The sequence below is a fragment of the Enterobacter cloacae complex sp. 385G4 genome (genome assembly GCF_057320665.1).
This window is the reverse complement of the sequence record NZ_JBXWDD010000004.1, coordinates 35,223-57,929: the sequence shown is the minus strand read 5'-3', so window position 1 is coordinate 57,929 and position 22,707 is coordinate 35,223. Positions and strand designations below refer to the sequence as shown.

At 55.8% G+C, this 22,707-nt stretch carries 20 protein-coding genes; 10 read left to right on the top strand and 10 right to left on the bottom strand.

Translation table 11 applies throughout. From position 1 onward, the window contains the following. The first annotated feature begins 7 nt into the window (after positions 1-7). Positions 8-1,420, top strand: coding sequence for a cell division protein FtsP (gene ftsP / locus AC2FAJ_RS13080; protein ID WP_028014423.1), 1,413 nt, complete (start codon positions 8-10; stop codon positions 1,418-1,420). A gap of 131 nt (positions 1,421-1,551) precedes the next feature. Further along, a complete protein-coding gene (locus AC2FAJ_RS13075) occupies positions 1,552-3,723 on the top strand; it encodes a YgiQ family radical SAM protein (RefSeq protein ID WP_309257523.1) in 2,172 nt (723 codons plus the stop codon). An 83-nt stretch (positions 3,724-3,806) separates the two neighbouring features. Here AC2FAJ_RS13075 and dkgA read toward each other — a convergent pair whose 3' ends face one another. Further along, entirely contained in the window at positions 3,807-4,634 is an 828-nt protein-coding gene (gene dkgA / locus AC2FAJ_RS13070; RefSeq protein ID WP_021242117.1) for a 2,5-didehydrogluconate reductase DkgA, read from the bottom strand. Between the two features lie 105 nt (positions 4,635-4,739). Beyond that, the gene (yqhD, locus tag AC2FAJ_RS13065) at positions 4,740-5,903 is read right to left on the bottom strand and encodes an alcohol dehydrogenase (RefSeq protein WP_485454225.1); all 1,164 of its coding nucleotides are present in this window, start codon (positions 5,901-5,903) and stop codon (positions 4,740-4,742) included. Positions 5,904-6,098: 195 nt separating this feature from the next. Here yqhD and AC2FAJ_RS13060 point away from each other — a divergent pair, with 195 nt between their 5' ends. Then, positions 6,099-6,998: an AraC family transcriptional regulator gene (locus tag AC2FAJ_RS13060; RefSeq protein ID WP_485454224.1), complete on the top strand. Its 900-nt coding sequence runs from the start codon at positions 6,099-6,101 to the stop codon at positions 6,996-6,998. 45 nt (positions 6,999-7,043) lie between these two features. Here the strand turns inward: AC2FAJ_RS13060 and yghB are convergent, their stop codons facing one another. Together yghB and metC are read right to left on the bottom strand one after the other, a co-directional pair. Next, positions 7,044-7,703 carry a DedA family general envelope maintenance protein YghB gene (gene yghB / locus AC2FAJ_RS13055; RefSeq protein WP_028014419.1) on the bottom strand — a complete coding sequence of 220 codons (660 nt, stop codon included), beginning with the start codon at positions 7,701-7,703 and terminating at the stop codon, positions 7,044-7,046. A 143-nt stretch (positions 7,704-7,846) separates the two neighbouring features. Beyond that, the gene (gene metC, locus AC2FAJ_RS13050) at positions 7,847-9,034 is read right to left on the bottom strand and encodes a cystathionine beta-lyase (RefSeq protein WP_045631555.1); all 1,188 of its coding nucleotides are present in this window, start codon (positions 9,032-9,034) and stop codon (positions 7,847-7,849) included. Positions 9,035-9,285: 251 nt separating this feature from the next. Between metC and exbB the strand changes: the two genes are divergently transcribed. Together exbB and exbD are read left to right on the top strand one after the other, a co-directional pair. Beyond that, positions 9,286-10,017, top strand: a complete 732-nt coding sequence (exbB, locus tag AC2FAJ_RS13045; RefSeq protein WP_028014417.1) for a tol-pal system-associated acyl-CoA thioesterase — start codon at positions 9,286-9,288, stop codon at positions 10,015-10,017. 4 nt (positions 10,018-10,021) lie between these two features. Further along, positions 10,022-10,447 carry a TonB system transport protein ExbD gene (gene exbD, locus AC2FAJ_RS13040; RefSeq protein WP_032643392.1) on the top strand — a complete coding sequence of 142 codons (426 nt, stop codon included), beginning with the start codon at positions 10,022-10,024 and terminating at the stop codon, positions 10,445-10,447. A 42-nt stretch (positions 10,448-10,489) separates the two neighbouring features. On the opposite strand, the gene AC2FAJ_RS13035 is transcribed toward exbD, so the two are convergent. Together AC2FAJ_RS13035 and AC2FAJ_RS13030 are read right to left on the bottom strand one after the other, a co-directional pair. Next, a complete protein-coding gene (locus AC2FAJ_RS13035) occupies positions 10,490-10,939 on the bottom strand; it encodes a hypothetical protein (protein WP_045631554.1) in 450 nt (149 codons plus the stop codon). A 1-nt stretch (position 10,940) separates the two neighbouring features. Further along, positions 10,941-11,345, bottom strand: a complete 405-nt coding sequence (locus AC2FAJ_RS13030; protein ID WP_045631553.1) for a hypothetical protein — start codon at positions 11,343-11,345, stop codon at positions 10,941-10,943. 103 nt (positions 11,346-11,448) lie between these two features. Here AC2FAJ_RS13030 and AC2FAJ_RS13025 point away from each other — a divergent pair, with 103 nt between their 5' ends. Together AC2FAJ_RS13025 and AC2FAJ_RS13020 are read left to right on the top strand one after the other, a co-directional pair. Then, complete coding sequence (locus AC2FAJ_RS13025; RefSeq protein ID WP_041908140.1) at positions 11,449-11,952, top strand: ESA_00282 family adhesion-associated protein; 504 nt, start codon at positions 11,449-11,451, stop codon at positions 11,950-11,952. Positions 11,953-12,033: 81 nt separating this feature from the next. After that, positions 12,034-12,522 (top strand): TIGR00645 family protein, encoded by a 489-nt coding sequence (locus tag AC2FAJ_RS13020; RefSeq protein WP_003862473.1) that lies wholly within the window; start codon positions 12,034-12,036, stop codon positions 12,520-12,522. A 76-nt stretch (positions 12,523-12,598) separates the two neighbouring features. On the opposite strand, the gene AC2FAJ_RS13015 is transcribed toward AC2FAJ_RS13020, so the two are convergent. Next, positions 12,599-13,639 (bottom strand): aldo/keto reductase, encoded by a 1,041-nt coding sequence (locus tag AC2FAJ_RS13015; RefSeq protein ID WP_041908142.1) that lies wholly within the window; start codon positions 13,637-13,639, stop codon positions 12,599-12,601. A gap of 182 nt (positions 13,640-13,821) precedes the next feature. Next, a complete protein-coding gene (locus tag AC2FAJ_RS13010; RefSeq protein WP_317616875.1) occupies positions 13,822-16,242 on the bottom strand; it encodes an autotransporter domain-containing protein in 2,421 nt (806 codons plus the stop codon). 677 nt (positions 16,243-16,919) lie between these two features. Here AC2FAJ_RS13010 and AC2FAJ_RS13005 point away from each other — a divergent pair. After that, entirely contained in the window at positions 16,920-18,467 is a 1,548-nt protein-coding gene (locus AC2FAJ_RS13005; protein ID WP_045260793.1) for a methyl-accepting chemotaxis protein, read from the top strand. Between the two features lie 49 nt (positions 18,468-18,516). On the opposite strand, the gene AC2FAJ_RS13000 is transcribed toward AC2FAJ_RS13005, so the two are convergent. Next, positions 18,517-18,849 (bottom strand): YMGG-like glycine zipper-containing protein, encoded by a 333-nt coding sequence (locus tag AC2FAJ_RS13000; protein WP_028014408.1) that lies wholly within the window; start codon positions 18,847-18,849, stop codon positions 18,517-18,519. 158 nt (positions 18,850-19,007) lie between these two features. Next, positions 19,008-19,874, bottom strand: coding sequence for a glutathione-dependent disulfide-bond oxidoreductase (gene yghU / locus AC2FAJ_RS12995; RefSeq protein ID WP_028014407.1), 867 nt, complete (start codon positions 19,872-19,874; stop codon positions 19,008-19,010). Positions 19,875-20,119: 245 nt separating this feature from the next. Between yghU and AC2FAJ_RS12990 the strand changes: the two genes are divergently transcribed. Together AC2FAJ_RS12990 and AC2FAJ_RS12985 are read left to right on the top strand one after the other, a co-directional pair. Then, complete coding sequence (locus AC2FAJ_RS12990; RefSeq protein ID WP_045260792.1) at positions 20,120-21,709, top strand: ABC transporter substrate-binding protein; 1,590 nt, start codon at positions 20,120-20,122, stop codon at positions 21,707-21,709. A gap of 44 nt (positions 21,710-21,753) precedes the next feature. Further along, positions 21,754-22,707: an ABC transporter permease gene (locus AC2FAJ_RS12985; protein WP_028014405.1), complete on the top strand. Its 954-nt coding sequence runs from the start codon at positions 21,754-21,756 to the stop codon at positions 22,705-22,707.

Below are 22,707 nucleotides of genomic sequence, written 5' to 3'. Positions count from 1 at the left end.
AGCTTATATGTCACTCAGTCGGCGTCAGTTTATTCAGGCTTCGGGGATTGCCCTTTGTGCGGGTGCGATGCCGCTGACAGCCAGCGCCGCCGGGCAGCAGCAGCCGCTGCCCATTCCGCCGTTGATTGAATCCCGTCGCGGGCAGCCGCTTTTCCTTACGCTTCAGCGCAGCCACTGGTCCTTTACCCAGGGCACGCGCGCGCCGGTGTGGGGCATTAACGGGCGCTACCTCGGGCCGACCATCCGCGTGTGGAACGGCGATGACGTTAAGCTCATTTACAGCAACCGTACGGCTGAAAATGTCGCCATGACCATCAGCGGCTTACAGGTTCCTGGACCTTTGATTGGCGGCGCGGCGCGAATGATGTCCCCCAACGCCGACTGGGCGCCCGTCCTGCCGATTCGCCAGAGTGCGGCAACCCTGTGGTATCACGCCAATACCCCTAACCGTACGGCGCAGCAGGTCTATAACGGTCTGGCCGGCATGTGGCTGGTGGAAGATGAGGTCAGTAAATCTCTGCCGATCCCGAACCACTACGGCGTGGACGATTTCCCGGTCATTATTCAGGACAAACGTCTGGATAACTTCGGCACGCCGGAGTACAGCGAGCCGGGCAGCGGTGGCTTTGTCGGCGATACCTTGCTGGTTAACGGCGCGCAGAGCCCGTACGTGGAAGTGTCCCGCGGCTGGGTGCGCCTGCGCCTGCTCAACGCCTCTAACTCGCGTCGCTATCAGCTGCAGATGAGTGATGGCCGCCCGCTGCACGTGATCTCCGGCGACCAGGGCTTTTTACCCGCGCCGGTCTCCGTTAAACAGCTGGCGCTGGCGCCGGGTGAACGTCGTGAAATTCTGGTGGATATGACCAACGGGGACGAAGTCTCCGTCACCTGTGGTGAAGCCGCGAGCATCGTTGACCGTATTCGCGGGTTCTTTGAGCCGTCGAGCATTCTGGTCTCCACGCTGGTGCTAACTCTGCGTCCAACCGGCCTGCTGCCGTTGGTCACCGATAGCCTGCCGATGCGCCTGCTGCCGCAGGAGATCATGAGCGGCTCGCCGGTGCGCAGCCGTGATATCAGCCTGGGCGACGATCCGGGCATCAACGGCGCGCTGTGGGATGTAAATCGCATTGATATCACCGCTCAGCAGGGCACCTGGGAGCGCTGGACGGTCCGGTCAGACATGCCGCAGTCGTTCCATATTGAAGGTGTGTCATTCCTGATCCGCAACGTTAATGGCGCGATGCCGTTCCCGGAAGATCGCGGCTGGAAAGATACCGTGTGGGTGGACGGCCAGGTTGAACTGCTTGTCTACTACGGTCAGCCTTCGTGGCCGCACTTCCCGTTCCTGTTCCACAGCCAGACGCTGGAGATGATGGACAGGGGCTCGGTAGGGCAGATGCTGGTGAATCCGGCGCCGTAACGTGCTTTTCTCCCTCTCCCTGTGGGAGAGGGTTGGGGTGAGAGCAACAGCCCGCATAATACCCCTTCATTTCCCACAATGTTCCAGCGTATAATCCCCGCCCTTTTGTCTATTTTTTCTTCGGAAGCACTATGAGCGCAATTTCCCTGATCCAGCCGGATCGTGACCTCTTCTCCTGGCCCCAGTACTGGGCGGCCTGCTTTGGACCGGCGCCGTTCCTGCCGATGTCCCGGGAAGAGATGGACCAACTGGGCTGGGACAGCTGCGATATCATTCTGGTCACGGGCGATGCCTACGTTGACCACCCGAGCTTCGGCATGGCCATCTGTGGCCGTATGCTCGAAGCGCAGGGCTTCCGCGTGGGGATCATCTCCCAGCCCGACTGGAACAGCAAAGACGACTTCATGCGTCTGGGGAAACCAAACCTGTTCTTCGGCGTGACCGCCGGCAACATGGACTCGATGATCAACCGCTATACCGCCGACCGTAAGCTGCGCCATGACGACGCCTACACGCCGGATAACGTGGCGGGCAAACGTCCGGACCGCGCGACCCTGGTTTATACCCAGCGCTGCAAAGAAGCCTGGAAAGACGTGCCGGTGATCCTCGGCGGCATCGAGGCGAGCCTGCGCCGCACCGCGCACTACGACTACTGGTCAGATACCGTGCGCCGCTCGGTGCTGGTGGACTCCAAGGCCGACATGCTGATTTACGGTAACGGCGAGCGTCCGCTGGTGGAAGTGGCGCACCGCCTGTCGCAGGGCGAGCCGGTGAGCAGCATCCGCGACGTGCGCAATACCGCCATTATGGTGAAAGAGGCGCTGCCGGGCTGGCGCGGGGTAGATTCCCGCATCATCGATATGCCGGGCAAAATCGACCCGATCCCACATCCGTACGGCGACGATCTGCCGTGTGCCGATAACAAACCGGTAGAGCCAAAGAAGGCGGAAGCGAAGGCGATCGTCGTGCAGCCGCCGCGCCCGAAGCCGTGGGAAAAGACCTACGTACTGCTGCCGTCCTACGAGAAGGTGAAAGCCGACAAGGTGCTCTACGCGCACGCGTCCCGTATTCTGCACCATGAAACCAACCCAGGCTGCGCCCGCGCCCTGATGCAGAAGCATGGCGAGCGCTTTATCTGGATCAACCCGCCGGCGATCCCGCTCTCCACCGAAGAGATGGACAGCGTCTTTGCGCTGCCGTACAAGCGCGTGCCGCACCCGGCCTACGGCAACGCCCGCATCCCGGCGTATGAGATGATCCGCTTCTCGATCAACATCATGCGCGGCTGCTTCGGCGGCTGCTCCTTCTGCTCCATTACCGAACACGAAGGCCGTATTATCCAGAGCCGCTCTGAGGATTCGATCATCAATGAGATCGAAGCCATTCGCGACACGGTGCCGGGCTTTACCGGCGTGATCTCCGATCTCGGCGGCCCAACCGCGAACATGTATATGCTGCGCTGCAAGTCGCCGCGCGCGGAGCAGACCTGCCGTCGTCTCTCCTGCGTCTACCCGAGCATTTGCGAGCACATGGATACTAACCACGAGCCGACGATCAACCTCTACCGCCGCGCGCGCGACCTGAAGGGCATCAAAAAGATCCTCATCGCGTCCGGGGTACGTTACGACATCGCCGTGGAAGATCCTCGCTATATCAAAGAGCTGGCGACGCACCACGTCGGCGGTTATCTGAAGATTGCGCCGGAGCACACCGAAGAAGGCCCGCTGTCGAAGATGATGAAGCCGGGCATGGGCAGCTACGATCGCTTTAAGCAGCTGTTCGACACCTACTCGAAGCAGGCGGGCAAAGAGCAGTATTTGATCCCGTACTTCATCTCCGCGCATCCTGGCACGCGCGATGAAGACATGGTGAACCTGGCGCTGTGGCTGAAGCAGCGTCGCTTCCGTCTGGATCAGGTGCAGAATTTCTATCCTTCACCGCTCGCCAACTCGACGACCATGTATTACACCGGCAAAAATCCGCTGAGTAAGATTGGCTACAAGAGTGAAGAGGTGGTGGTGCCGAAAGGGGATAAACAGCGTCGTCTGCATAAGGCGCTGCTGCGTTACCACGACCCGAAAAACTGGCCGCTGATCCGCCAGGCGCTGGAAGAGATGGGTAAAAAACACCTTATTGGCTCGCGCCGCGACTGCCTGGTTCCGGCTCCTACGCTGGATGAGATGCGCGAAGCGCGTCGCCAGAACCGCAATACGCGCCCGGCGCTGACCAAACATACGCCGATTGTGCATCAGCGTTCGAACGGTAATTCGAGTGTGAAGAAGCCCGTGAAGCGCAAAGCGTAAATAAAAAACCCCGGCAAGCCGGGGTTTTTATGTCGACATGTAGGCCGGGTAAGGCGTAGCCGCCACCCGGCTTTTTTACGCGATTAACCGCCAAACTGATCCGGGTCCGGCCCAAGCCGCTTACCTTTATCCAGCTTCGCAATTTCACCCAGCTCGTCTTTGTCCAGTCGGAAATCCCAGACGTCGAAGTTCTCGGCAATGCGCGATGGCGTGACCGATTTCGGGATCACCACCAGGCCGTTGTCCAGATGCCAGCGAATGACGATCTGCGCCGGGGTTTTGCCGTATTTATCCGCCAGGTCGCGGATAATTTTCTGGTCGAACACGCCTTCACCGCCCTGCGCCAGCGGGCTCCAGGACTCGGTCTGGATCTTGTGGGTGGCGTTCCAGGCGTGAAGCTGGCGCTGCTGCAGCAGCGGGTGCAGCTCGATCTGGTTAATCACCGGAGCGACGCCCGTTTCGTCAATCAGGCGCTGCAGGTGATGCACCTGGAAGTTACAGACGCCGATGCTTTTCACCAGCCCCTCTTTCTGCAGTTCAATCATCCCTTTCCAGGCGTCAACGTAGTGATCGATAGCCGGAACCGGCCAGTGCATCAGGTACAGATCGACGAAATCGAGCTGGAGTTTCTCCAGGCTCTCCTGCAGGGCTTCGCGGGGGCGCTTTTGATCGTCGTTCCACAGTTTAGTGGTGATGAACAGCTCATCGCGAGGGACGCCGGCGCTGGCCAGCGCGGTCCCCACGCCGTCCTCGTTTTTGTACGCGGCGGCGGTATCAATCGACCGATAGCCGACTTCGAGTGCTTTATGAATGGCGGAGACGACCTCGTCGTTACCGGCTTTCCATACACCTAGCCCCAGTTGGGGCATCACGTTGCCGTCCTGCAGCTTGATTACGGTTTGGTTTGCCATTTTTCCTCCTTCAGGTGCGCATCGCCGGAGGGGGACTCCGGCGATGGGGTGTGCATTAAGTCTGGACGAAATGTCAAAAAACGAAAGTCAGGATGCCAAAAACGCTTAGCGTGCCGCTTCGTAGATTCGACGGCTGACGTCCAGCGTAATGTCGCCGTGCTCGCCCAACTGGGTCATGCCGTGCTCTTCAAGTTTTGCCAGCAGGGCTGGGATGGAACTGCCGTCCAGGCCGTAGCCGGACAGACGTGTTGGTACGCCCAGGCTTTCAAAGAAGTTACGGGTCGCTGCAATGGCGGCATCGATACGCGCGTCTTCAGAACCCTCGGTGATGTTCCATACGCGCTCGGCGTACTGCAGCAGCTTGGCACGCTTGGTATCCCGTTTTTCATTCCACAGGGCAGGCAGAACGACCGCCAGCGTCTGGGCATGATCCAGACCGTGCATCGCCGTCAGCTCGTGGCCCAGCATGTGGGTTGCCCAGTCCTGCGGCACGCCAGCACCGATCAGGCCGTTCAGCGCCTGGGTTGCTGCCCACATGACGTTGGCACGCACGTCGTAGTTTTCCGGCTCTTTCAGAGCTTTCGGGCCGTCTTCGATCAGCGTCAGCAGAATGCCTTCCGCGAAGCGATCCTGAATTTTGGCATTAACAGGGTAGGTCACGTACTGCTCGACGGTGTGTACAAAGGCGTCGACCACGCCGTTCGCCACCTGTCGCGCGGGCAGGGTGTAGGTGTAAACCGGATCCAGAATGGCAAAGACAGGCTGAACGTGTTCGTTCATAAAGGCCTGCTTGTCGCCGGTGGTTTTGCGGGAGATCACCGCGCCCTTGTTGGATTCAGAACCCGTCGCTGGCAGGGTCAATACGGATCCCATCGGGATAGCGCTTTTAATGTCGCTGCCGCGGGTTTCCAGGATGTGCCACGGATCGATGCCATTAGCGTAGTGCGCTGCCGCCGCGATGAATTTAGTGCCGTCCAGCACGGAGCCGCCGCCGACCGCCAGCAGGAAGGTGATGTTTTCTTCGCGGGCGATTTTCACCGCGTTCATCAGCGTTTCGTAAGACGGGTTTGGCTCAATGCCGCCGAACTCACGCACGTCCAGTCCGTCCAGAGCGCTGTAAACTTGATCCAGCACGCCGGTTTTTTTCACGCTGCCGCCACCGTAGGTGATCAGCACGCGGGCGTCAGCAGGAATCTGCGCGCGCAGGTCGGCGATAGCGTCTTTACCAAACAGAATGCGGGTTGGGGTGTGAAGATTAAAGTTGTTCATTGCTCGTTCCCTTTAGTGGGTGAAAAACCGTGGTGGCGCTGATGGCTACCTGATGCTGCTCATTGTGGCCGTCCGGGGCCAGGCTCTCAATGCACATTCCTGCCGATGTCTTGCCCATTTCTACAGAGCGCTGGAGAAACTTCGTAAAAATGCGCAGACTGTGAGGGTCGGAAACCGTACCCGGAGTAACGTAAAATGAACCGTGAAGCGATCTGCCTTCAGCTTACCTCACAGATTAAAGTGCTGATAAATAAAGAAAATAATATTGGCGGCCTGCTGCCGGACATTCGCCTGCTCTACGGCACGCAGCCCGGGACGCGCACGCCGGTGATGTACCAGCCGGGCATCGTTTTTCTCTTTTCAGGCCATAAGATTGGCTATATCAACGAGCGGGTGTTCCGCTACGACACCAATGAATATCTGCTCCTGACGGTACCTTTACCCTTCGAATGTGAAACCTTCGCGACAGAAGCGGTCCCGCTGGCGGGTATTCGCGTCAACGTCGATATTCTTCAACTGCAGGAGCTGCTGATGGAGATTGGCGAAGACGAGCTTTTCCAGCCGTCGATGGCCTCCAGCGGGATTAACTCGGCGACGCTGTCGGAAGAGATCCTCTGCGCCATTGAGCGCCTGCTGGACGTCATGGAAAGGCCGCTGGACGCGCGTATTCTCGGCAAGCAGATTATCCGCGAAATTCTTTATCACGTGCTGCTGGGGCCGGGCGGCGGGGCGTTACTCGCGCTGGTGAGCCGACAGACCCACTTCAGCCTGATCAGCCGCGTGCTCAAGCGTATTGAAAGCCAGTACACGGAGAACCTCAGCGTTGACCAGCTGGCGGCGGAAGCGAACATGAGCGTTTCGGCGTTTCACCACAACTTTAAGTCGGTGACCAGCACCTCGCCGCTGCAGTACCTCAAAACCTACCGTTTGCACAAGGCACGGATGTTGATGATCCACGACGGCATGAAGGCCAGCGCGGCGGCCATGCGCGTCGGCTATGAAAGTGCCTCGCAGTTCAGTCGGGAGTTTAAGCGCTATTTCGGCGTCACGCCGGGAGAGGATGCGTCACGTATAAGAACGATGCAGGGCGCCTGAGGGGAAACGTAGGCCGGGAAAGCGGTAGCGCCACCCGGCTTTTGTTTATGCACTGCAATACTTTTTCTTAATCACCACCGCAATGGTACCCACCAGCCCAGCAACCAGCAGGAATATCGGCAGGATCATCAGGAAGGTCATCACCTGATCTTCATGGTGCTTCACAAAGGGGATCATGTTCAGCGCGTAGCCGAGGGTGGTGACCACGCCAACCCACAGCAGGGCGCTCAGCCAGTTGAAGAACTGGAAGCGGCGGTTAGACAGCCCGGAAATACCCGCCATGGTGGGCAGAAGGGTGCGAACAAACGCCAGGAAACGCCCGGCGAGCAGCGCCAGCAGGCCGTGGCGGTCAAACATACAGGTCGCACGCTGGTGATATTTATGCGGTAACTGCGCCAGCCAGCCCTTCACCACGCGCGTGTTCCCCAGCCAGCGGCCCTGCAGATAGCTCAGCCAGCAGCCCAGGCTCGCGGCGGAGGTAAGGATTACCATCGTTGGCGTAAAGTCCATGACGCCTTTGCCGATCAACGCCCCGGCAAGCAAAAGCAAACTGTCACCGGGTAAAAACGAGGCTGGCAGTAATCCATTTTCCAGAAACAGCGTCGCGAACATCACGAAATAGACGACGCCTACAACGTGGGGATCCGCCAGGGCGGCAAAATCATGTTGCCAGAGCGCCGCGATAATATCTTGAATAACAGCCATGGACTTTCCTGTGGAACAGCAGAGATAACGCTATTGTACTCCCAATTTCACCTGTCGGGATTGATCGCAGGCGCAACTCATGCAGACTTTTCTGCTTGCAGTGTTCACAAAAGAGTCCGGGGAGTACATTTTCAGCCCGCACTCTACACGATACGTTCAAAGCCTGCAGATAAATCCGCAATTAAATCGTCCACATTTTCTAAACCGATATGCAATCTAATGAGGGTGCCGCTGAAGTCCACTTCTCCGCCGGGGCGCAGGGCCGCGATCTGCTCCGGCTGATTCGGCAGGATCAGAGATTCAAAACCGCCCCAGGAGTAGGCCATGCTGAAGAGGGTAAAATTATCCAGATAGCTTGCCAGCTCGTCATTACTTAGCCGTTTTTTAAGGACAAACGAGAACAGCCCGCTGCTGCCCGTAAAGTCACGTTGCCAGAACTCATGGCCTTTACTACCCGGCAGCGCCGGATGGTTCACGCGCTCAACCTGCGGATGCTGCGCCAGCCATTCAGCGATTTTCAGGCTACTTTCATGATGCTGACGCAGACGCACGCCGAGCGTACGAATGCCCCGGCTGGTCATGTATGCCGTGTCTGCATCCACCATCTGGCCCATCAGGTAGGCATTTTCCCGCAGCTGGTCCCAGCAGCGCGCGTTGGAAACCGCGGTGCCAATCATCCCGTCAGAGTGTCCAATCAGGTATTTCGTTGCCGCCTGAATCGAGATATCAATATCGAATTCCAGCGCCTTAAACAGCACGCCTGCCGCCCAGGTGTTGTCGATCATGATAATCGCCTCTGGCGCTTTGCTGCGCACGGCCTTCACGATAGCCGGAACGTCGTGCACTTCCATGGTGATGGAGCCGGGAGATTCCAGGAACACAATGCGCGTGTTCGGCTGGATAAGTTCAGCAATGCCTTCACCAATCAGCGGGTCAAACCAGCTGGTGGTCACGCCGAGCTTGCTGAGAATTTTGGTGCAGAAATCCTGGCTGGGTTCATAGGCGGTGTTGGTCATCAGGATATGGTCGCCCTGTTCCACAAACGCCAGAATGGTGTTGGCGACCGCCGCCGCACCGCACGGGAACAGCGCGCAGCCCGCGCCCCCCTCCAGCTCGCACATCGCTTCCTGCAGCGAAAAATGGGTTAGCGTGCCGCGGCGACCGTAGAACAGCCCACCTTTCGCGCGGTTACGCGTGGCGATTTTTTTCTCCTCAACGGTATCAAACACCAGCGAGGAGGCGCGTTGAATCACGCTGTTGACCGATCCCTGAGTGTATTTCTTGCTGCGTCCCGCCTGCACCAGCGTGGTATCAAGATGCTTCTTGGTCATGTTCGCTAACCCTGTTTTTATACGTCTGGACGTCCAGACTACCACGATTGTAAAAAACTGCACCCGCATGCTTATCGAATAAGCAGAAAATATTAGCAAAAAAGCGCATAAGAAATTTTTACTGCGTAAGCGCAAGGAAACTGAGCGAAAATTACGGCACCATGTAAATACTAATGAGAACGACTATCAATTCGACGGCTTTTTGATATTATTACGTTCAGATTTTGTGATTTGCGTCCTGGAGATACAGAGTGGGTAATAATTTGATGCAGACGGATCTCTCCGTTTGGGGCATGTATCATCATGCTGACATCGTGGTTAAGATTGTGATGATCGGCCTGATTCTGGCGTCCGTTGTCACCTGGGCTATCTTCTTCAGCAAAAGCGCCGAGCTGCTTTCGCAGAAGCGTCGCCTCAAACGGGAACAGCAGCAGCTGGCAGAAGCCCGCTCTCTGGATCAGGCTTCTGAGATGACCTCATCCTTCCACCCGAAAAGCCTGACCACCCTGTTAGTGAATGAAGCTCAGAACGAGCTGGAACTCTCCGCCGGCAGTGAAGATAACGAAGGCATTAAAGAGCGTACCGGTTTCCGTCTGGAGCGTCGCGTTGCGGCCGTTGGCCGACACATGGGACGCGGCAATGGGTATCTGGCGACCATCGGCGCGATTTCACCGTTCATCGGTCTTTTCGGTACGGTCTGGGGCATCATGAACAGCTTTATCGGTATTGCTCAGACCCAAACCACCAACCTGGCGGTAGTTGCCCCGGGGATCGCGGAAGCGCTGCTGGCGACGGCAATCGGTCTGGTTGCAGCAATTCCGGCGGTGGTTATCTACAACATTTTCGCGCGTATGATCGGCAACTACAAAGCCACGCTCGGCGACGTTGCCGCTCAGGTTCTGCTGCTGCAAAGCCGCGATCTCGACCTGAACGCCAGCGCCGTGAAGCCGGTGCATGCGGCGTCTAAACTGCGCGTAGGTTGATTGTATGGCAATGCGTCTAAACGAAAATCTGGACGATAACGGCGAAATGCACGAAATCAACGTGACGCCGTTTATCGACGTCATGCTGGTGCTGCTGATTATCTTCATGGTGGCAGCACCCCTGGCGACGGTCGACGTGAAGGTGAATCTGCCTGCCTCCTCCAGCCAGCCGCAGCCGCGTCCGGAAAAGCCAATTTATTTGTCGGTGAAAGCGGATAAATCCATGTTCCTGGGGAACGACCCTGTGACGGATGCCTCCGTTATTCCGGCGCTGGACCAGCTGACCGGCGGCAAGAAGGATACCACCGTCTTCTTCCGGGCGGACAAAACCGTCGACTACGAAACCATGATGAAGGTAATGGACACGCTGCATCAGGCGGGTTATCTGAAGATTGGGCTGGTCGGGGAAGAGAAAGCGGCCTCGAAGTGATAAAGAAGCTGGCGAAAGCCGGCTTTTTTTATGCCTGTTGGTTTATGCGTTTTTGTTGTCCGTCGGTGCGGTAGAGGGGGGTGTCAGCGCGTCCTCATCGAGCGCAACGCAGGTGACATTTGACGTACGGTACTCGCCGGCTGACAGTTTGCGCGTCAGGCGCAGGGTGGCGACTTCTCTGGCAAGCAGATACTGGTAGTTGGCCTCAAGACGTCCCAGAAGTTTCTCTTTCAGTTCTGGAAGCTGTTCGATGATGGCGTTCATCACGGCGCCGTAAATTTCTTCTTTGACCTGTAACGGATAAATCTCGCGGCGATTCTGCCATTTCAGACGCACCAGCGTTGCCGGGATCGATACCAGGTCTTGTGTAATACGCGTCATCTCGGCATTTTTTGCATTTCTTAGTGCCTCGATATTTTGCTTTAAGATAAATTCATCACTTTTTTTATCATCTAAAGTCACATAAACGTTATTGTCTTTAACTTCTTTCACGTTAATCTTCCCCCAGGGTATAAAAAATAGGGTTGTTTTTTTCTCGCGTAATTAGATTAAGCCAAATTTCATTGCCGGCCTCATTTATTTCCTTCGTTTTTTCAGTCATTATTTGACTTAGTTTCTGGGCATCTATTTCGCCTTCTGCCTGCAGGTCATTCAGCAGGTGGACGAAGGCTTCAATTTTTATAGCGCGAAATAAGCGGTCTTTTATATGGCGATCGTGCTCTTCCAGCAGCATATTACGGGATTTGCCAGTGTGAGAAACGCCAATTAATATATCAGGCTCGAAATCAGAGAGCTTTCTTTTCCCCTGAGTGAAACTGGCCTTTTTTTCTTCTTCCGTCGGTTGCTGTTCCACAGGCGTAATGTGGTACTTAGCCGGGACGAGATAGTCGGGCAGCATTTTTAATTTCCTTTAATTTCAACAGGGTGAGGTTGGTAAAGGCGTGAGATTCGTTGACAATATCATGAGGCAATTTTAAAATCAAAAAAAATGGAGCCAACCCATGAACAGCATCTTTTTTACGGTCATCACATTACTATTACTGACCGCTGGTGTGCTTTTATTGATGCAGGAGTTCAATAAAACGAAAGTGTCGAAAGACACCAGTGAACCGCCACAACCTGAACTAATGACAAAAGAGGAAGGAGAAGATCATTTCTCTGTTTTAATGAACTCCGTTACGCCTGTCTGGTACTGGCGGGTGAATCATGAATATATCGACTTCTTACACGCGACAATTAAGCGCATGAAAATGTCGGAAATTAATGACACGCCCGGTCTGTTTGAGGCCCAGCGTCGCTGTAGCGATCTGAATTCAGCGGTTTATAAATATTACGACAACATCAAAAAGCGCTGTCTTAACGGTGAGAAGGTCTCGTATTCAGACCTGGACGTATTAAACCTTCGCCAGTGTTTTCGCGAGTTTAGCCTGGAAGCCTACCCGGAGCTGGTGGTGCTGGTCTGGCCGGAGTATGCGCGTCCTGAGGTTAACCCGGACGACGTCTGAGTGGCGTACTGGTTAGTTCTTGCAAACAGTCAGCGCCGTTGAGATATACTGAGCGCTGGTTTCGTTTGCAGACAGGATTTTATGGAACGCTTCTTTGAAAACGCAATGTATGCCTCTCGCTGGCTGCTCGCCCCCGTCTATTTCGGTCTTTCCCTGGCTCTGGTCGCCCTGACGATCAAGTTCTTCCAGGAGATTTTCCACGTATTGCCTAACATTTTCTCCGTGGCGGAAGCTGATTTAATTCTGGTTCTGCTATCGCTGGTGGATATGACGCTGGTGGGCGGCTTACTGGTGATGGTGATGTTCTCCGGTTATGAGAACTTCGTCTCTCAGCTTGATATCGCCGAGCATAAAGAAAAGCTCAGCTGGCTGGGGAAAATGGACGCCTCGTCGCTGAAGAATAAAGTTGCGGCATCTATAGTGGCAATCTCCTCTATCCACCTGTTACGCGTGTTTATGGACGCGAAAAACGTCCCGGATAATAAGCTGATGTGGTATGTGATTATCCACCTGACGTTTGTGCTGTCGGCGTTTGTGATGGGGTATCTGGATAAGATCAGTAAGAAATAAGGTACACATTTCTCCCCTCACCCTAACCCTCTCCCGGGGGAAGGGTTAGGGTGAGGGGAGAAAGCATCGAACCACACTATTTATCCGACGACGCCTGCCACAAATTCAGTTCCCCGTCCGCCACGTGCTGGTCAATCCGCGTCAGTTCATCTTCCGTAAAGCGCAGATTACCCAGCGCCTGAACGTTCTCCTCCAGCTGTTCCGGGCGGCTCGCGCCAATCAGCACTGACGTCACGCGAGCATCTTTCAGCAGCCAGCTCAACGCCATCTGCGCCATCGTCTGCCCGCGCGCCTGCGCCATCTCATTAAGCAGACGAAGACTGATCAGATTAGCTTCCGTCAGCATTTTCTGCGTCAGGCCGCGCACTTTGTTCCCCTCGCGCTGCATGCGAGAACCTTCCGGAATACCGTTCAGGTATTTTCCGGTCAGCAGACCCTGCGCCAGCGGGGTAAAGGCAATACACCCCGTGCCGTTTGCTTCCAGCGTATCCAGCAAGCCGGTCTTATCGACCCAGCGGTTAAGCAGGTTATAGGATGGCTGGTGGATCAGCAGCGGGATCTTCCACTCGTGCAGCAGCGCGGCCATTTTTTGTGTGCGCTCGGTAGAGTAGGAGGAAATGCCCACGTACAGTGCTTTCCCACTCTGAACAGCATGAGCCAGCGCGGAGGCCGTCTCTTCCATTGGCGTATTTTCATCCACGCGGTGGGAATAGAAAATATCCACGTATTCGACGCCCATACGTTTCAGGCTCTGGTCGAGACTGGCGAGCAGGTACTTGCGTGAGCCGCCTGAACCGTACGGGCCTGGCCACATGTCGTAACCGGCTTTAGTGGAGATAATCAGCTCGTCGCGATACCGGGCAAAGTCCTCACGCAGCAGGCGGCCAAAGTTCTCTTCCGCGCTTCCCGCAGGCGGTCCGTAGTTGTTGGCAAGATCGAAATGGGTAATCCCGAGGTCGAAGGCTTTACGCAGCAGCGCGCGCTGGGAGTCAAGGGGCTGAACGTGGCCGAAGCTATGCCACAGGCCCAGCGACAGCGCGGGCAGGCGCAGGCCGCTCTTGCCACAGTAGCGGTACTGCATATTCTCGTAGCGGGTAGCGTCAGGGTACCAGGACATGATGTCTCCTTTTCTTATCGATGAATTTTTGAAACGGCGTTTTCATTCTGTCCTTATCAAAACATAAATCCCGGAGAGATGCGATGGCAGAACGCGCTGCCGGCACTTTTCCCCGGGATACGTCAGACGTTGAGCCCCGACCTGCCCGGTAAACGTAGCGTCACCGGGCAACCAGACGACAATCAGAAGCTGTAGCTCATCCCCGCCTGCACACTGGCACCGTTATCCACATCACCGGTACCGACATACACCCCGGTGTTCAGGGTAAAGTTATGGGCGATGGTGGCGTTGATGCCTGCTCCAAAGATGCCCATTGTGTTGTTGTGACCAGAGGTGTTGTGATAATCCGCCGCCTGAATGTCGGTGTTATCGCTGAACTCTTTCTGGAAGCGCGCGTCGATCCACGGCATCACCTTCACGTTCTTGTTCAAATCGCGAAGGGTGGTGGTGAGCCTCACGCCCGCGCCACCGTTCCAGGAAGAGACCTGGCTGTCGGCAAACGTCACCGCGCTATCCGAGAAGCCGTTTGCTTTGGTCTGATCCCAGCCTAACGTCGCGTAAGGCTGCAGCAGCGTTTCGCCCGGCAGCAGGACATTGACGCCGGTACGGGCTTGAGCCATATACAGGCTGCCATCGGTGGAGCCGTGTAGCGCCTCCGTCATGCCGCTGGTATCGCCCGTCACGTTGTTGGCAGACAGCGAGTAACGCATATCGCCGTAGCTGAAGCTACCGTCAGCAAAGAGACCCCAGTTGCGGCCGTTCAGTGCCTGCTGCCAGCCGCCATACAGGCTGTAGTAGTTACCGTAAACGCTGTCTTTGAAGCTATCCGCACCATCGCTGGTGTCCTGCACGCGGCTGCGCGTCCACGCCAGCGCTATACCGCCGGTCACGCTGTCGCCGTTGTCCATATGCGCCGTCCAGTCTACGCCGCCCTGCGCCCCCTGAGTGATGCTTTTATAGTCGACGTCGTTGCTGAAATTACCATTCTGATAGAGGAAATCACCCCACACCTGCGCGCCGTCCTGCTGTTCTCCCTGCAGGTTCGCCAGATGCACCTGGTTCATGTGGTTGCTAATGTCATCAGCCACCTGATGACCGGCTTGTTCCGCGGCATCCAGACCTGCAACCAGCCCCTGAACGTCGCTCGCGAGATTGCCTTTTTGGCTATTAAATTCAATATTCCAGCTTTGGCTGTTATCAGCTGCCAGCATCGTCTGTGGCGCGCTGTCGGCAGCAACAATATTCAGGCTATTGTCGTAATTATAGGCTCCGCTACGGTTCTCAACAGTCTGTTGGCCGTTGGTAAAACTTGCTGCGGCATAATTTTCTGGTGCGCTGCTGCCTGAGGTGGTGAACGTACCCAGAATAACGTTACGCTGATTTTGTGCCGACGGAGTGATGCTATTCACAATCACGGTGTTATTGGCGCCGGTAATATTTCCGAAATTCACATAGCTGTCGGTGCTCATGGTAACCAGTGCATTGCTGCCGGTGGTGGTGGCAATCAGGGTTGAACCGTTTTGCAAACTCCAGCTGGTTGCGTCGTTAATTTTATCAATGGCAATGCTGTTATCGCTGGTGGTATTGACCGTTTCAAACTGGCTTATTTGTCCGGATATGGAACTGCCCGCATCCATTGACAGGGTATCGCTGCCGTCACCCCCGTTAACATTGCCATTAACATGTGAATCATTGGTCAGCACGACCGTATCATCACCCGCACCCGTTGTAATATCACCGTTGATGGTCGCATTGTTCTGCAGCGTGATGGTGCTGCTGCCCGTATTCTGGCTGGTATTTATCTCGCCATTCACGGTGCTGTTATCCACCAGAACGGAATTTGCGGAATTACCCTCGATGGTTACATTACCATTTACAACGCTGTTATTTGTCAGTGAGATACTGGTGGTGCCGTTTTCGTTAATGGCCCCGATGTCTCCGGTGATCGTGCTGTTATTCAGCGTCAGCGAATCGGCCTTCGTTCCGTACATCGCGATGGCGACATCGCCAAAGGCATCGAGGTTGATGTCGCTGAAGGGCTTGTATTCGCTCAGTTTTACCGCCAGCGTGTCGATGTTCTGCGCGATTTCGCTCTGCGAGGCATCCACGGAAGCGTTCGTCAGCGTAATAGTGGTATCAGATTTATCGCTACCCGCGTAGATACCGCCTTTATCCATCGTGCTGTCGCTGATAGCAATATTTTGCGCACCGGCCCCCGCGCTGAGAATACTGCCGTGCAGTACGCTGCCGTTCTCAACGTTCACGGTGTGGTAGCCTTTATCCATCGGGTCGAGGTAAATGGCTGAACCCATCATATAGGCTTTTTTACCTTCGTAGCTTCCGGCGTCATTTTCACCATTCAGCGTGGCGCCATCGATGGTCACCGTCGTATTGGTGGTTGCACCGGTATTGCCCACTTCGATCATATCGACGGTGGCGCCGTTATTTATCGTAATATTAGCCGTCCCCCCGTTGCTGCCCTGGATATAATGGCCGGACATGTCGGTACCGGAAACGGTCAATGACTGGGTATCCCCTGATTCACGGCTTCCATCCATAAAGATATTATTTGCGGTGGCGTCGGCCATAACGGCATCCGTCACGCCGGGATCCTGATAGAAACTATTATCTTTATATTTCGATAAGCCACAGGTCTGCGACGTCACGCCGGGCTGGCAGGGCGTAGCGGGAGTGACGGCAGCCTGGGCACCCAATGACGTAAAAGCCACTAATACACATTGCGAAAGCAACGTACGATTCATTAATTTGCGCATTTTTAAGTTCTCTGGATGAGTCGAAAATTGTCCGGCTCTTTTTAATTTAATTTATTTAAAATAAGAACTTTCTTAGCGGCTAAGGATGTAATGAAATCTAAAGATATATACCGCGCAATAGTTGACGGTTAAATAATTAAACCTAATTAATAAATTTGAATTAATTCATGATCTAAATGTTTTTGAATGATTTGCATACAAATTAAAGGGTTTCTTGACCGGTCGTGCGGTTCTTTGACCTTCTTATTCACCGGGGTATTAACCCTTTAGGGTTATGAGGTTAATTAACTGTTTGTCTGTTTTACATTTCGAGGGCTGCTGAAATATTAAAACACGTATTGTGCAGGCGGATTTTCCCCGCAGCGATTATCCTTTTCCGGCGATCGGCAGGGTAGTGAAGATTTTTATAAAATTACTCGCGAAATATTATAATTTCGCCAGTTTCTGCCGATAACGAGGGTAAGACTCGCCTCTGGGCGAATTCACCCTCACGGCAAGGAAGACTTATGAATATGCTCCGTAATTTCACGATCCGTTTCGTCATGCTGACGATCCTCGGGATTTTTTGTTTAATGTGGGCGGGCGTCGGGCTGTACAGCACCTGGTCCCTGTCACGGGTATCAGACGGCAATGAAGTCGATCGCCAGCTGGTCAAACAGATGATGGTGCTCAGCCAGGGCAACGATCAGTATTTCCGCTTTGTGACCCGTCTGAGCCGCGCCATGGAGGTCAAAGCCGCTGGCGGCACGCCGGATTTGTCCTCTGCCCAACAGGCGCTGGACAACATGGGTAAGAAACTGGCCGAAATGAAGGCGATCTCGCCTGGCCCAATGGATGAGCAGGTCTCTGCGCAGGTGATCGGTGCCTGGCAGGCGCTGCTTGAACAGGGCGTGACGCCGCAAATGGAGCAGGCGAAGCAGGCGACCCTGGACGGCTACCGCCAGCAGGCCAACAACGTTACGCCGCCGCTAAGCCGTGCGTTCGGTGCCGCCGCCGAGAAGTTCAATAATGCCGCCGCGAAGACGCTCGACAGCACCCGCATGGTGGTCGACGGCCTGACCAGCATGACCCGCACGGTTATTATCGTCGCCACCATTATCGGCCTGCTGATCCTGCTCTTTACCGACCGCTACCTGGTGGCGATGCTGGTCAAACCGCTGGAGCGCATTCGCCAGCAGTTTCGCCAGATTGCCCAGGGCGATCTCAGCCAGCCCATTGCGCCTTTCGGCCGCAACTGCGTGGGACAGCTGGTGCCGCTGCTGAGCGCCATGCAGGACAGCCTGCGTGAAGCGGTCAGCACCATTCGCTCCGGCAGTGAGAATATCTGGCGCGGCGCGACGGAGATCTCCAGCGGCAACAACGATCTCTCTTCCCGTACCGAAGAGCAGGCTGCCGCGCTGGAAGAGACGGCGGCCAGCATGGAACAGCTGACCGCTACCGTGAAGCTGAACGCCGAAAGTGCGCGTCAGGCCAGCCAGCTTGCCGATGTGGCCTCAACCACCGCCAGCCGCGGCGGCTCGCTGGTGGAAGAGGTGGTCACCACCATGAGCGGTATTTCTGAAAGCTCGAAGAAAATTGCTGAAATCACCAACGTCATCAACAGCATTGCCTTCCAGACCAATATTCTGGCGCTCAATGCGGCCGTAGAAGCGGCGCGCGCGGGCGAGCAGGGGCGTGGGTTCGCCGTGGTAGCGGGTGAAGTCCGCAACCTGGCAAGCCGAAGCGCCAATGCGGCAAAAGAAATTGAGGGTCTGATTACCGATTCCGTGACCCGCGTAGAGCAGGGTGCGCAGCTGGTGAGCGACACGGGCACCACCATGGATGCGATTTTGCGTGACGTGACGGAGGTGACGACCATTATGAAGCAAATCGCGTCGGCTTCTGAAGAGCAAAGTAAGGGCATTTCGCAGGTCGGGATTGCTATTACGCAGATGGACGGCGTCACCCAGCAGAACGCCTCGCTGGTCGAAGAGGTTTCCGCGGCAGCCGCGGCGCTGGAACGCCAGACCGAAGAGCTTCAGCGTTCGGTGCAGAAGTTCCGCCTGACGGCATAACACAACAGGCCGCCTGATGCGGCCTTACTTCTTTCTTTTCCCGATGCTGTTAGTGCGTCGCTTCACCAATCAGCGCGCCCGTGCCGGCACCCACGGCCGCGCCTTTCAGCACGCTATTGCCCGTCACCGCAGCCGCGCCCGCGCCAACGACGGCACCCACGGCACCGCCCTTACGTGCGTCTTTGCCTTTTTCGCCGTTTTTGAACATTGCACCCGTGCCTGCGCCAACCACGGCACCACCCACGGTTGATTTCAGATCTTTGCCCGTGGCTGCGCCAATAGCAGCACCTGCTACCGCGCCGGCGGCGGTTTTGTCGATGGCCATTCCCGAGGTGGAAAAAATGAGGGCGCTGATAACCAGCGTTGTTTTAATAAGTCTCATAACAGATCCTTTGTGACTGCTGTCAGTTGATACGGCGTTTCTCATTCTGAGGTGAGAAAAACGTCCAGATAGTGCCAGCAATAGCCACTCAACCTTTAGGCTAATCATGCCCTGGGCAAGGATCGCGGCTGCCGGGCGGGGAGCCGCCCGGCGGAACGTTACGCCTGACGCTTGTCTTCCGTATTGGTATCGAAGTCGCTCGCCGCGTGGCGTTCGTGGAGCTGCTCGTTCAGCTCGCCGCTGGTGCGGTTAACGATGCGACCGCGCTTAACCGCATGGCGGTTCGCCACGTCCTTCGCCCAGCGCTGGACGTTGGTGTACTTCTCTGCATCCAGGAATTCGGCGGCGTTATAGACGCTGCCCAGTGCCACGCAGCCGAACCAAGGCCAAATCGCCATATCCGCGATGGTGTACTCCTCACCCGCCACGTAGCGACCGCGCGCCAGCTGTTTATCCAGCACGTCGAACAGGCGCTTAGCTTCCATGGTGAAGCGGTCAATCGCGTACTCGATTTTTACCGGCGCATAGTTGTAGAAGTGGCCAAAGCCGCCGCCGAGGAACGGTGCCGCACCCTGGAGCCAGAACAGCCAGTTCAGCGTCTCGGTGCGTCCCGCCGGATCTTTCGGCAGGAAGTGGCCGAATTTCTCTGCCAGGTAAAGCAGGATATTGCCGGATTCAAAGACGCGCGTTGGCGGGTTTGTAGAGTGGTCACGCAGCGCCGGGATTTTCGAGTTCGGGTTCACGTCGACAAACCCGCTGGAGAACTGGTCGCCCTCGCCGATGCGGATCAACCACGCATCGTATTCCGCGCCCGTCACGCCCAGCGCCAGCAGCTCTTCGAGCATGATCGTCACCTTCTGGCCGTTCGGTGTGCCCAGCGAGTAGAGCTGCAGCGGGTGAGAGCCTACGGGCAAATCCTTCTCATGCGTTGCGCCGGAAATTGGACGGTTGATGTTGGCGAACGCGCCGCCGCCGTTCTTTTTCCATTCCCACACTTTGGGTGGCTGATACGTGTTGTCTGACATGTTGGCCTGCCTTTTTAGTGATGTGTTGAGGCAGTGTAGCAGGAGATTTGTGAAGCGTTTAACGTTGTGAGCGCAAGCAATTAACCGCTATTCCTTCTGCTGCTTATATATATCAAATCCGGCATAAGCTTAATCGAAAATCGCATTTTCATAATTAATGCGTAAACCGCTAAAGCTGAATATGATGCTTCAACATAAATAAAAGATGCAGTAATAAACACTTTATAAGGCAAGGAGTTAGTGAGATGCGCAAGCTTCTGTTATCGGCAGTGGTCGTTTCGCTCGCGTTAGGCCTGGCGGGCTGTGATGATGCGAAAAATAAAGAGACAAATTCGGCCGCGGCGGCAAAAAGCGACGCGCCAAAAGAGGGCGGTTCGCTCATTATAGGGATTACCTCCGGCGACCCGTTAGCCGTTAATCCGCTCTACGCCAGCGACCGCACAACATTAACCATCATGCAGGCGCTTTATGCCCCGCTGTACAGCTTTAATAACGGCAACATTGAGTGGGGCCTGGCGGAAAGCCTGACGCCTTCTGCCGACAACCTGAGCTATACCCTGACGCTAAAACCCAACCTAAAATGGCAGGACGGCCAGCCGCTGACGGCGGACGACGTGGTCTTCACCTTCAATAAGCTGCTGGATGCCAAACAGCACAGCTTCTTCCGCAGCATGTTTACCTACGGCGGCAAGCCTGTTGAAGTGAGCAAGGTTGATGAGCGCACCGTTAAGTTCACCTTACCGCAGGTCAGCGCGGCCTTTACCGGCACCCTGGTGCAGATCTACCCGATCCCGCAGCACGTGTTCGCCGGTGAAGGCGACCTGGAAAAGAGCACCAAAAACGATGCGCCGGTCGGTTCCGGGCCGTTCAAATTTAAAGAGTATCGCGCCGGTCAGTATTACGCCCTTACGCGCTTCGACGATTACTGGAACGGCAAACCGAAGCTCGATTCCGTCACCTACCGTTTCGCCAAAGACAGCAACGCCGCCAACCTGGCGCTGCAAAACGGTGAAATCAACCTCAAGATGGTTGACCCGCAGGATGTGAACCGCCTGAAAAATACCGGGAAATTTGACTTCGTGGTCTATCCGGAAGGCCGTCTGGCCTATATGACGTTCAACCAGAACGTGGCGGTGATGAAGAGCAAAGCGCTGCGTCAGGCCATCGCGTACGCCATCAACAAAGACGAGCTAACCCAGACCGCGTTTACCTCGCTGGACTACGCTAAACCAGCAACCTCGTTCCTGACGCCAGATACGCTTTACAAGACGGATGACGTTGAACAGTACAAATTCGATCTGCAAAAAGCCAAAGACCTGCTGAAGACGTCCGGCGCGCCGGATAATCTCAAGCTACGCCTGGCGTATGTGAACACCAACAAAACCCAGGAGAGCATGGCGCTCTACATTCAGCAGGCGCTGAAGGGCATTGGGGTGAACGTGGAGCTGATGCCGCTGGACTCCAACGCCATGTCTCAGCGCAGTCTTGATATGAACAACACCGCGTGGGAACTGAACCTGGGCGGCTACATTATGGGAGCAGAGCCGGACGGTTACAAATCGCTATTCATGAGCAACGAAGCCTATAACTACGCGCACTACAAAAATCCGCAGTTTGATGCCCTGTGGGATAAAGGTGCCGTGGAAACCGACGCCGCGAAACGTGCCGATATCTACAAGCAAATTCAGCAGACCGTGGCGAACGAGATGACCTACTACCCGATCGCCTACACCAATGCGACCGTCGCCGTGGATAAACGCTTCGGCGGCACGAAGGAAGCGGAGCCGAAGCCGGTTTATCTGTTCCAGGATCTGTCAAAAATTTATCAAAAATAGGCTGTTGCCCCGGTCGTAAGATCGGGGCCTTTTAAGGGGACGTCGTGAACACACTCCTCACGCGTCGGCTGCTGCAGCTGCTGCCGATGCTTTTCTTTATTTCGCTGGTGGCGTTTTTGCTGGTCAAGCTCGCGCCCGGCGACCCCGTGGCCGCGTACATCACGCCGCGTATGGCGCCGGAAGATATTGAGCGAATTCGCCAGAGCCTGGGGCTGGATAAGCCGCTGGTCACGCAGTACGTCTTGTGGCTGAAAAGCGTCCTGCAGGGCGATCTCGGCTATTCGTTGATTTACCACCGCCCGGTGCTGGAGATGATCGGCGAACGCATTCCGGCCACGCTGGGGCTGATGGGGGCGTCGCTGCTGATGGCTATCGTGCTGGCGATCCCGCTGGGGCTGCTGGCGGGGGCATTTAAGCACCGCTGGCTGGATCACCTGTTGAACCTGTTTGCCTATATCGGCATCTCGGTACCGATTTTCTGGTTCGGCATTTTGCTCATCACCGTTTTTGCCGTGCAGCTTAACTGGTTCCCCAGCATGGGGATGCGTACCATCGGCATGGAAGATAATGCGCTGGATCTGCTGCGCCACGGCGTGCTGCCGTGTATTGCTCTCACGTTTTATAATCTTTCCAGCTACGTACGCTACATCCGCTCCAACACCATCTCGCAGCTCTCGGCCGACTACGTGCAGACCCAGCTGGCCTACGGCGCCACGCGTTCCAGCATTCTGTTCCGCCACGTGCTGAAAAACGTGCTGCTGCCGGTGATCACCCTGTTCGGATTGTCGTTCGGTGAGCTGATTGTGGGGGCCTATGTGACGGAAAGCGTCTTCTCCTGGCCGGGGATGGGGCTGCTCGGGATCCAGTCGATCGCCTCGCTGGACTACCCGCTGATTATGGCGATCATCATGCTCTCGTCGATAATGCTGATCGTCGGTAACCTGATCGCCGACGTGCTTTATCGCTTCGCCGATCCCCGCATTCGTACGCTGAGGTAA

What these genes read in the sequence shown, in the direction of transcription:
- ftsP (WP_028014423.1), top strand. Translation starts at nt 8, where the DNA reads ATGTCACTCAGTCGGCGTCAGTTTATTCAGGCTTCGGGGATTGCCCTT.
- AC2FAJ_RS13075 (WP_309257523.1), top strand. Translation starts at nt 1,552, where the DNA reads ATGAGCGCAATTTCCCTGATCCAGCCGGATCGTGACCTCTTCTCCTGG.
- dkgA (WP_021242117.1), bottom strand. Translation starts at nt 4,634, where the DNA reads ATGGCAAACCAAACCGTAATCAAGCTGCAGGACGGCAACGTGATGCCC.
- yqhD (WP_485454225.1), bottom strand. Translation starts at nt 5,903, where the DNA reads ATGAACAACTTTAATCTTCACACCCCAACCCGCATTCTGTTTGGTAAA.
- AC2FAJ_RS13060 (WP_485454224.1), top strand. Translation starts at nt 6,099, where the DNA reads ATGAACCGTGAAGCGATCTGCCTTCAGCTTACCTCACAGATTAAAGTG.
- yghB (WP_028014419.1), bottom strand. Translation starts at nt 7,703, where the DNA reads ATGGCTGTTATTCAAGATATTATCGCGGCGCTCTGGCAACATGATTTT.
- metC (WP_045631555.1), bottom strand. Translation starts at nt 9,034, where the DNA reads ATGACCAAGAAGCATCTTGATACCACGCTGGTGCAGGCGGGACGCAGC.
- exbD (WP_032643392.1), top strand. Translation starts at nt 10,022, where the DNA reads ATGGCAATGCGTCTAAACGAAAATCTGGACGATAACGGCGAAATGCAC.
- AC2FAJ_RS13030 (WP_045631553.1), bottom strand. Translation starts at nt 11,345, where the DNA reads ATGCTGCCCGACTATCTCGTCCCGGCTAAGTACCACATTACGCCTGTG.
- AC2FAJ_RS13025 (WP_041908140.1), top strand. Translation starts at nt 11,449, where the DNA reads ATGAACAGCATCTTTTTTACGGTCATCACATTACTATTACTGACCGCT.
- AC2FAJ_RS13020 (WP_003862473.1), top strand. Translation starts at nt 12,034, where the DNA reads ATGGAACGCTTCTTTGAAAACGCAATGTATGCCTCTCGCTGGCTGCTC.
- AC2FAJ_RS13015 (WP_041908142.1), bottom strand. Translation starts at nt 13,639, where the DNA reads ATGTCCTGGTACCCTGACGCTACCCGCTACGAGAATATGCAGTACCGC.
- AC2FAJ_RS13005 (WP_045260793.1), top strand. Translation starts at nt 16,920, where the DNA reads ATGAATATGCTCCGTAATTTCACGATCCGTTTCGTCATGCTGACGATC.
- AC2FAJ_RS13000 (WP_028014408.1), bottom strand. Translation starts at nt 18,849, where the DNA reads ATGAGACTTATTAAAACAACGCTGGTTATCAGCGCCCTCATTTTTTCC.
- yghU (WP_028014407.1), bottom strand. Translation starts at nt 19,874, where the DNA reads ATGTCAGACAACACGTATCAGCCACCCAAAGTGTGGGAATGGAAAAAG.
- AC2FAJ_RS12990 (WP_045260792.1), top strand. Translation starts at nt 20,120, where the DNA reads ATGCGCAAGCTTCTGTTATCGGCAGTGGTCGTTTCGCTCGCGTTAGGC.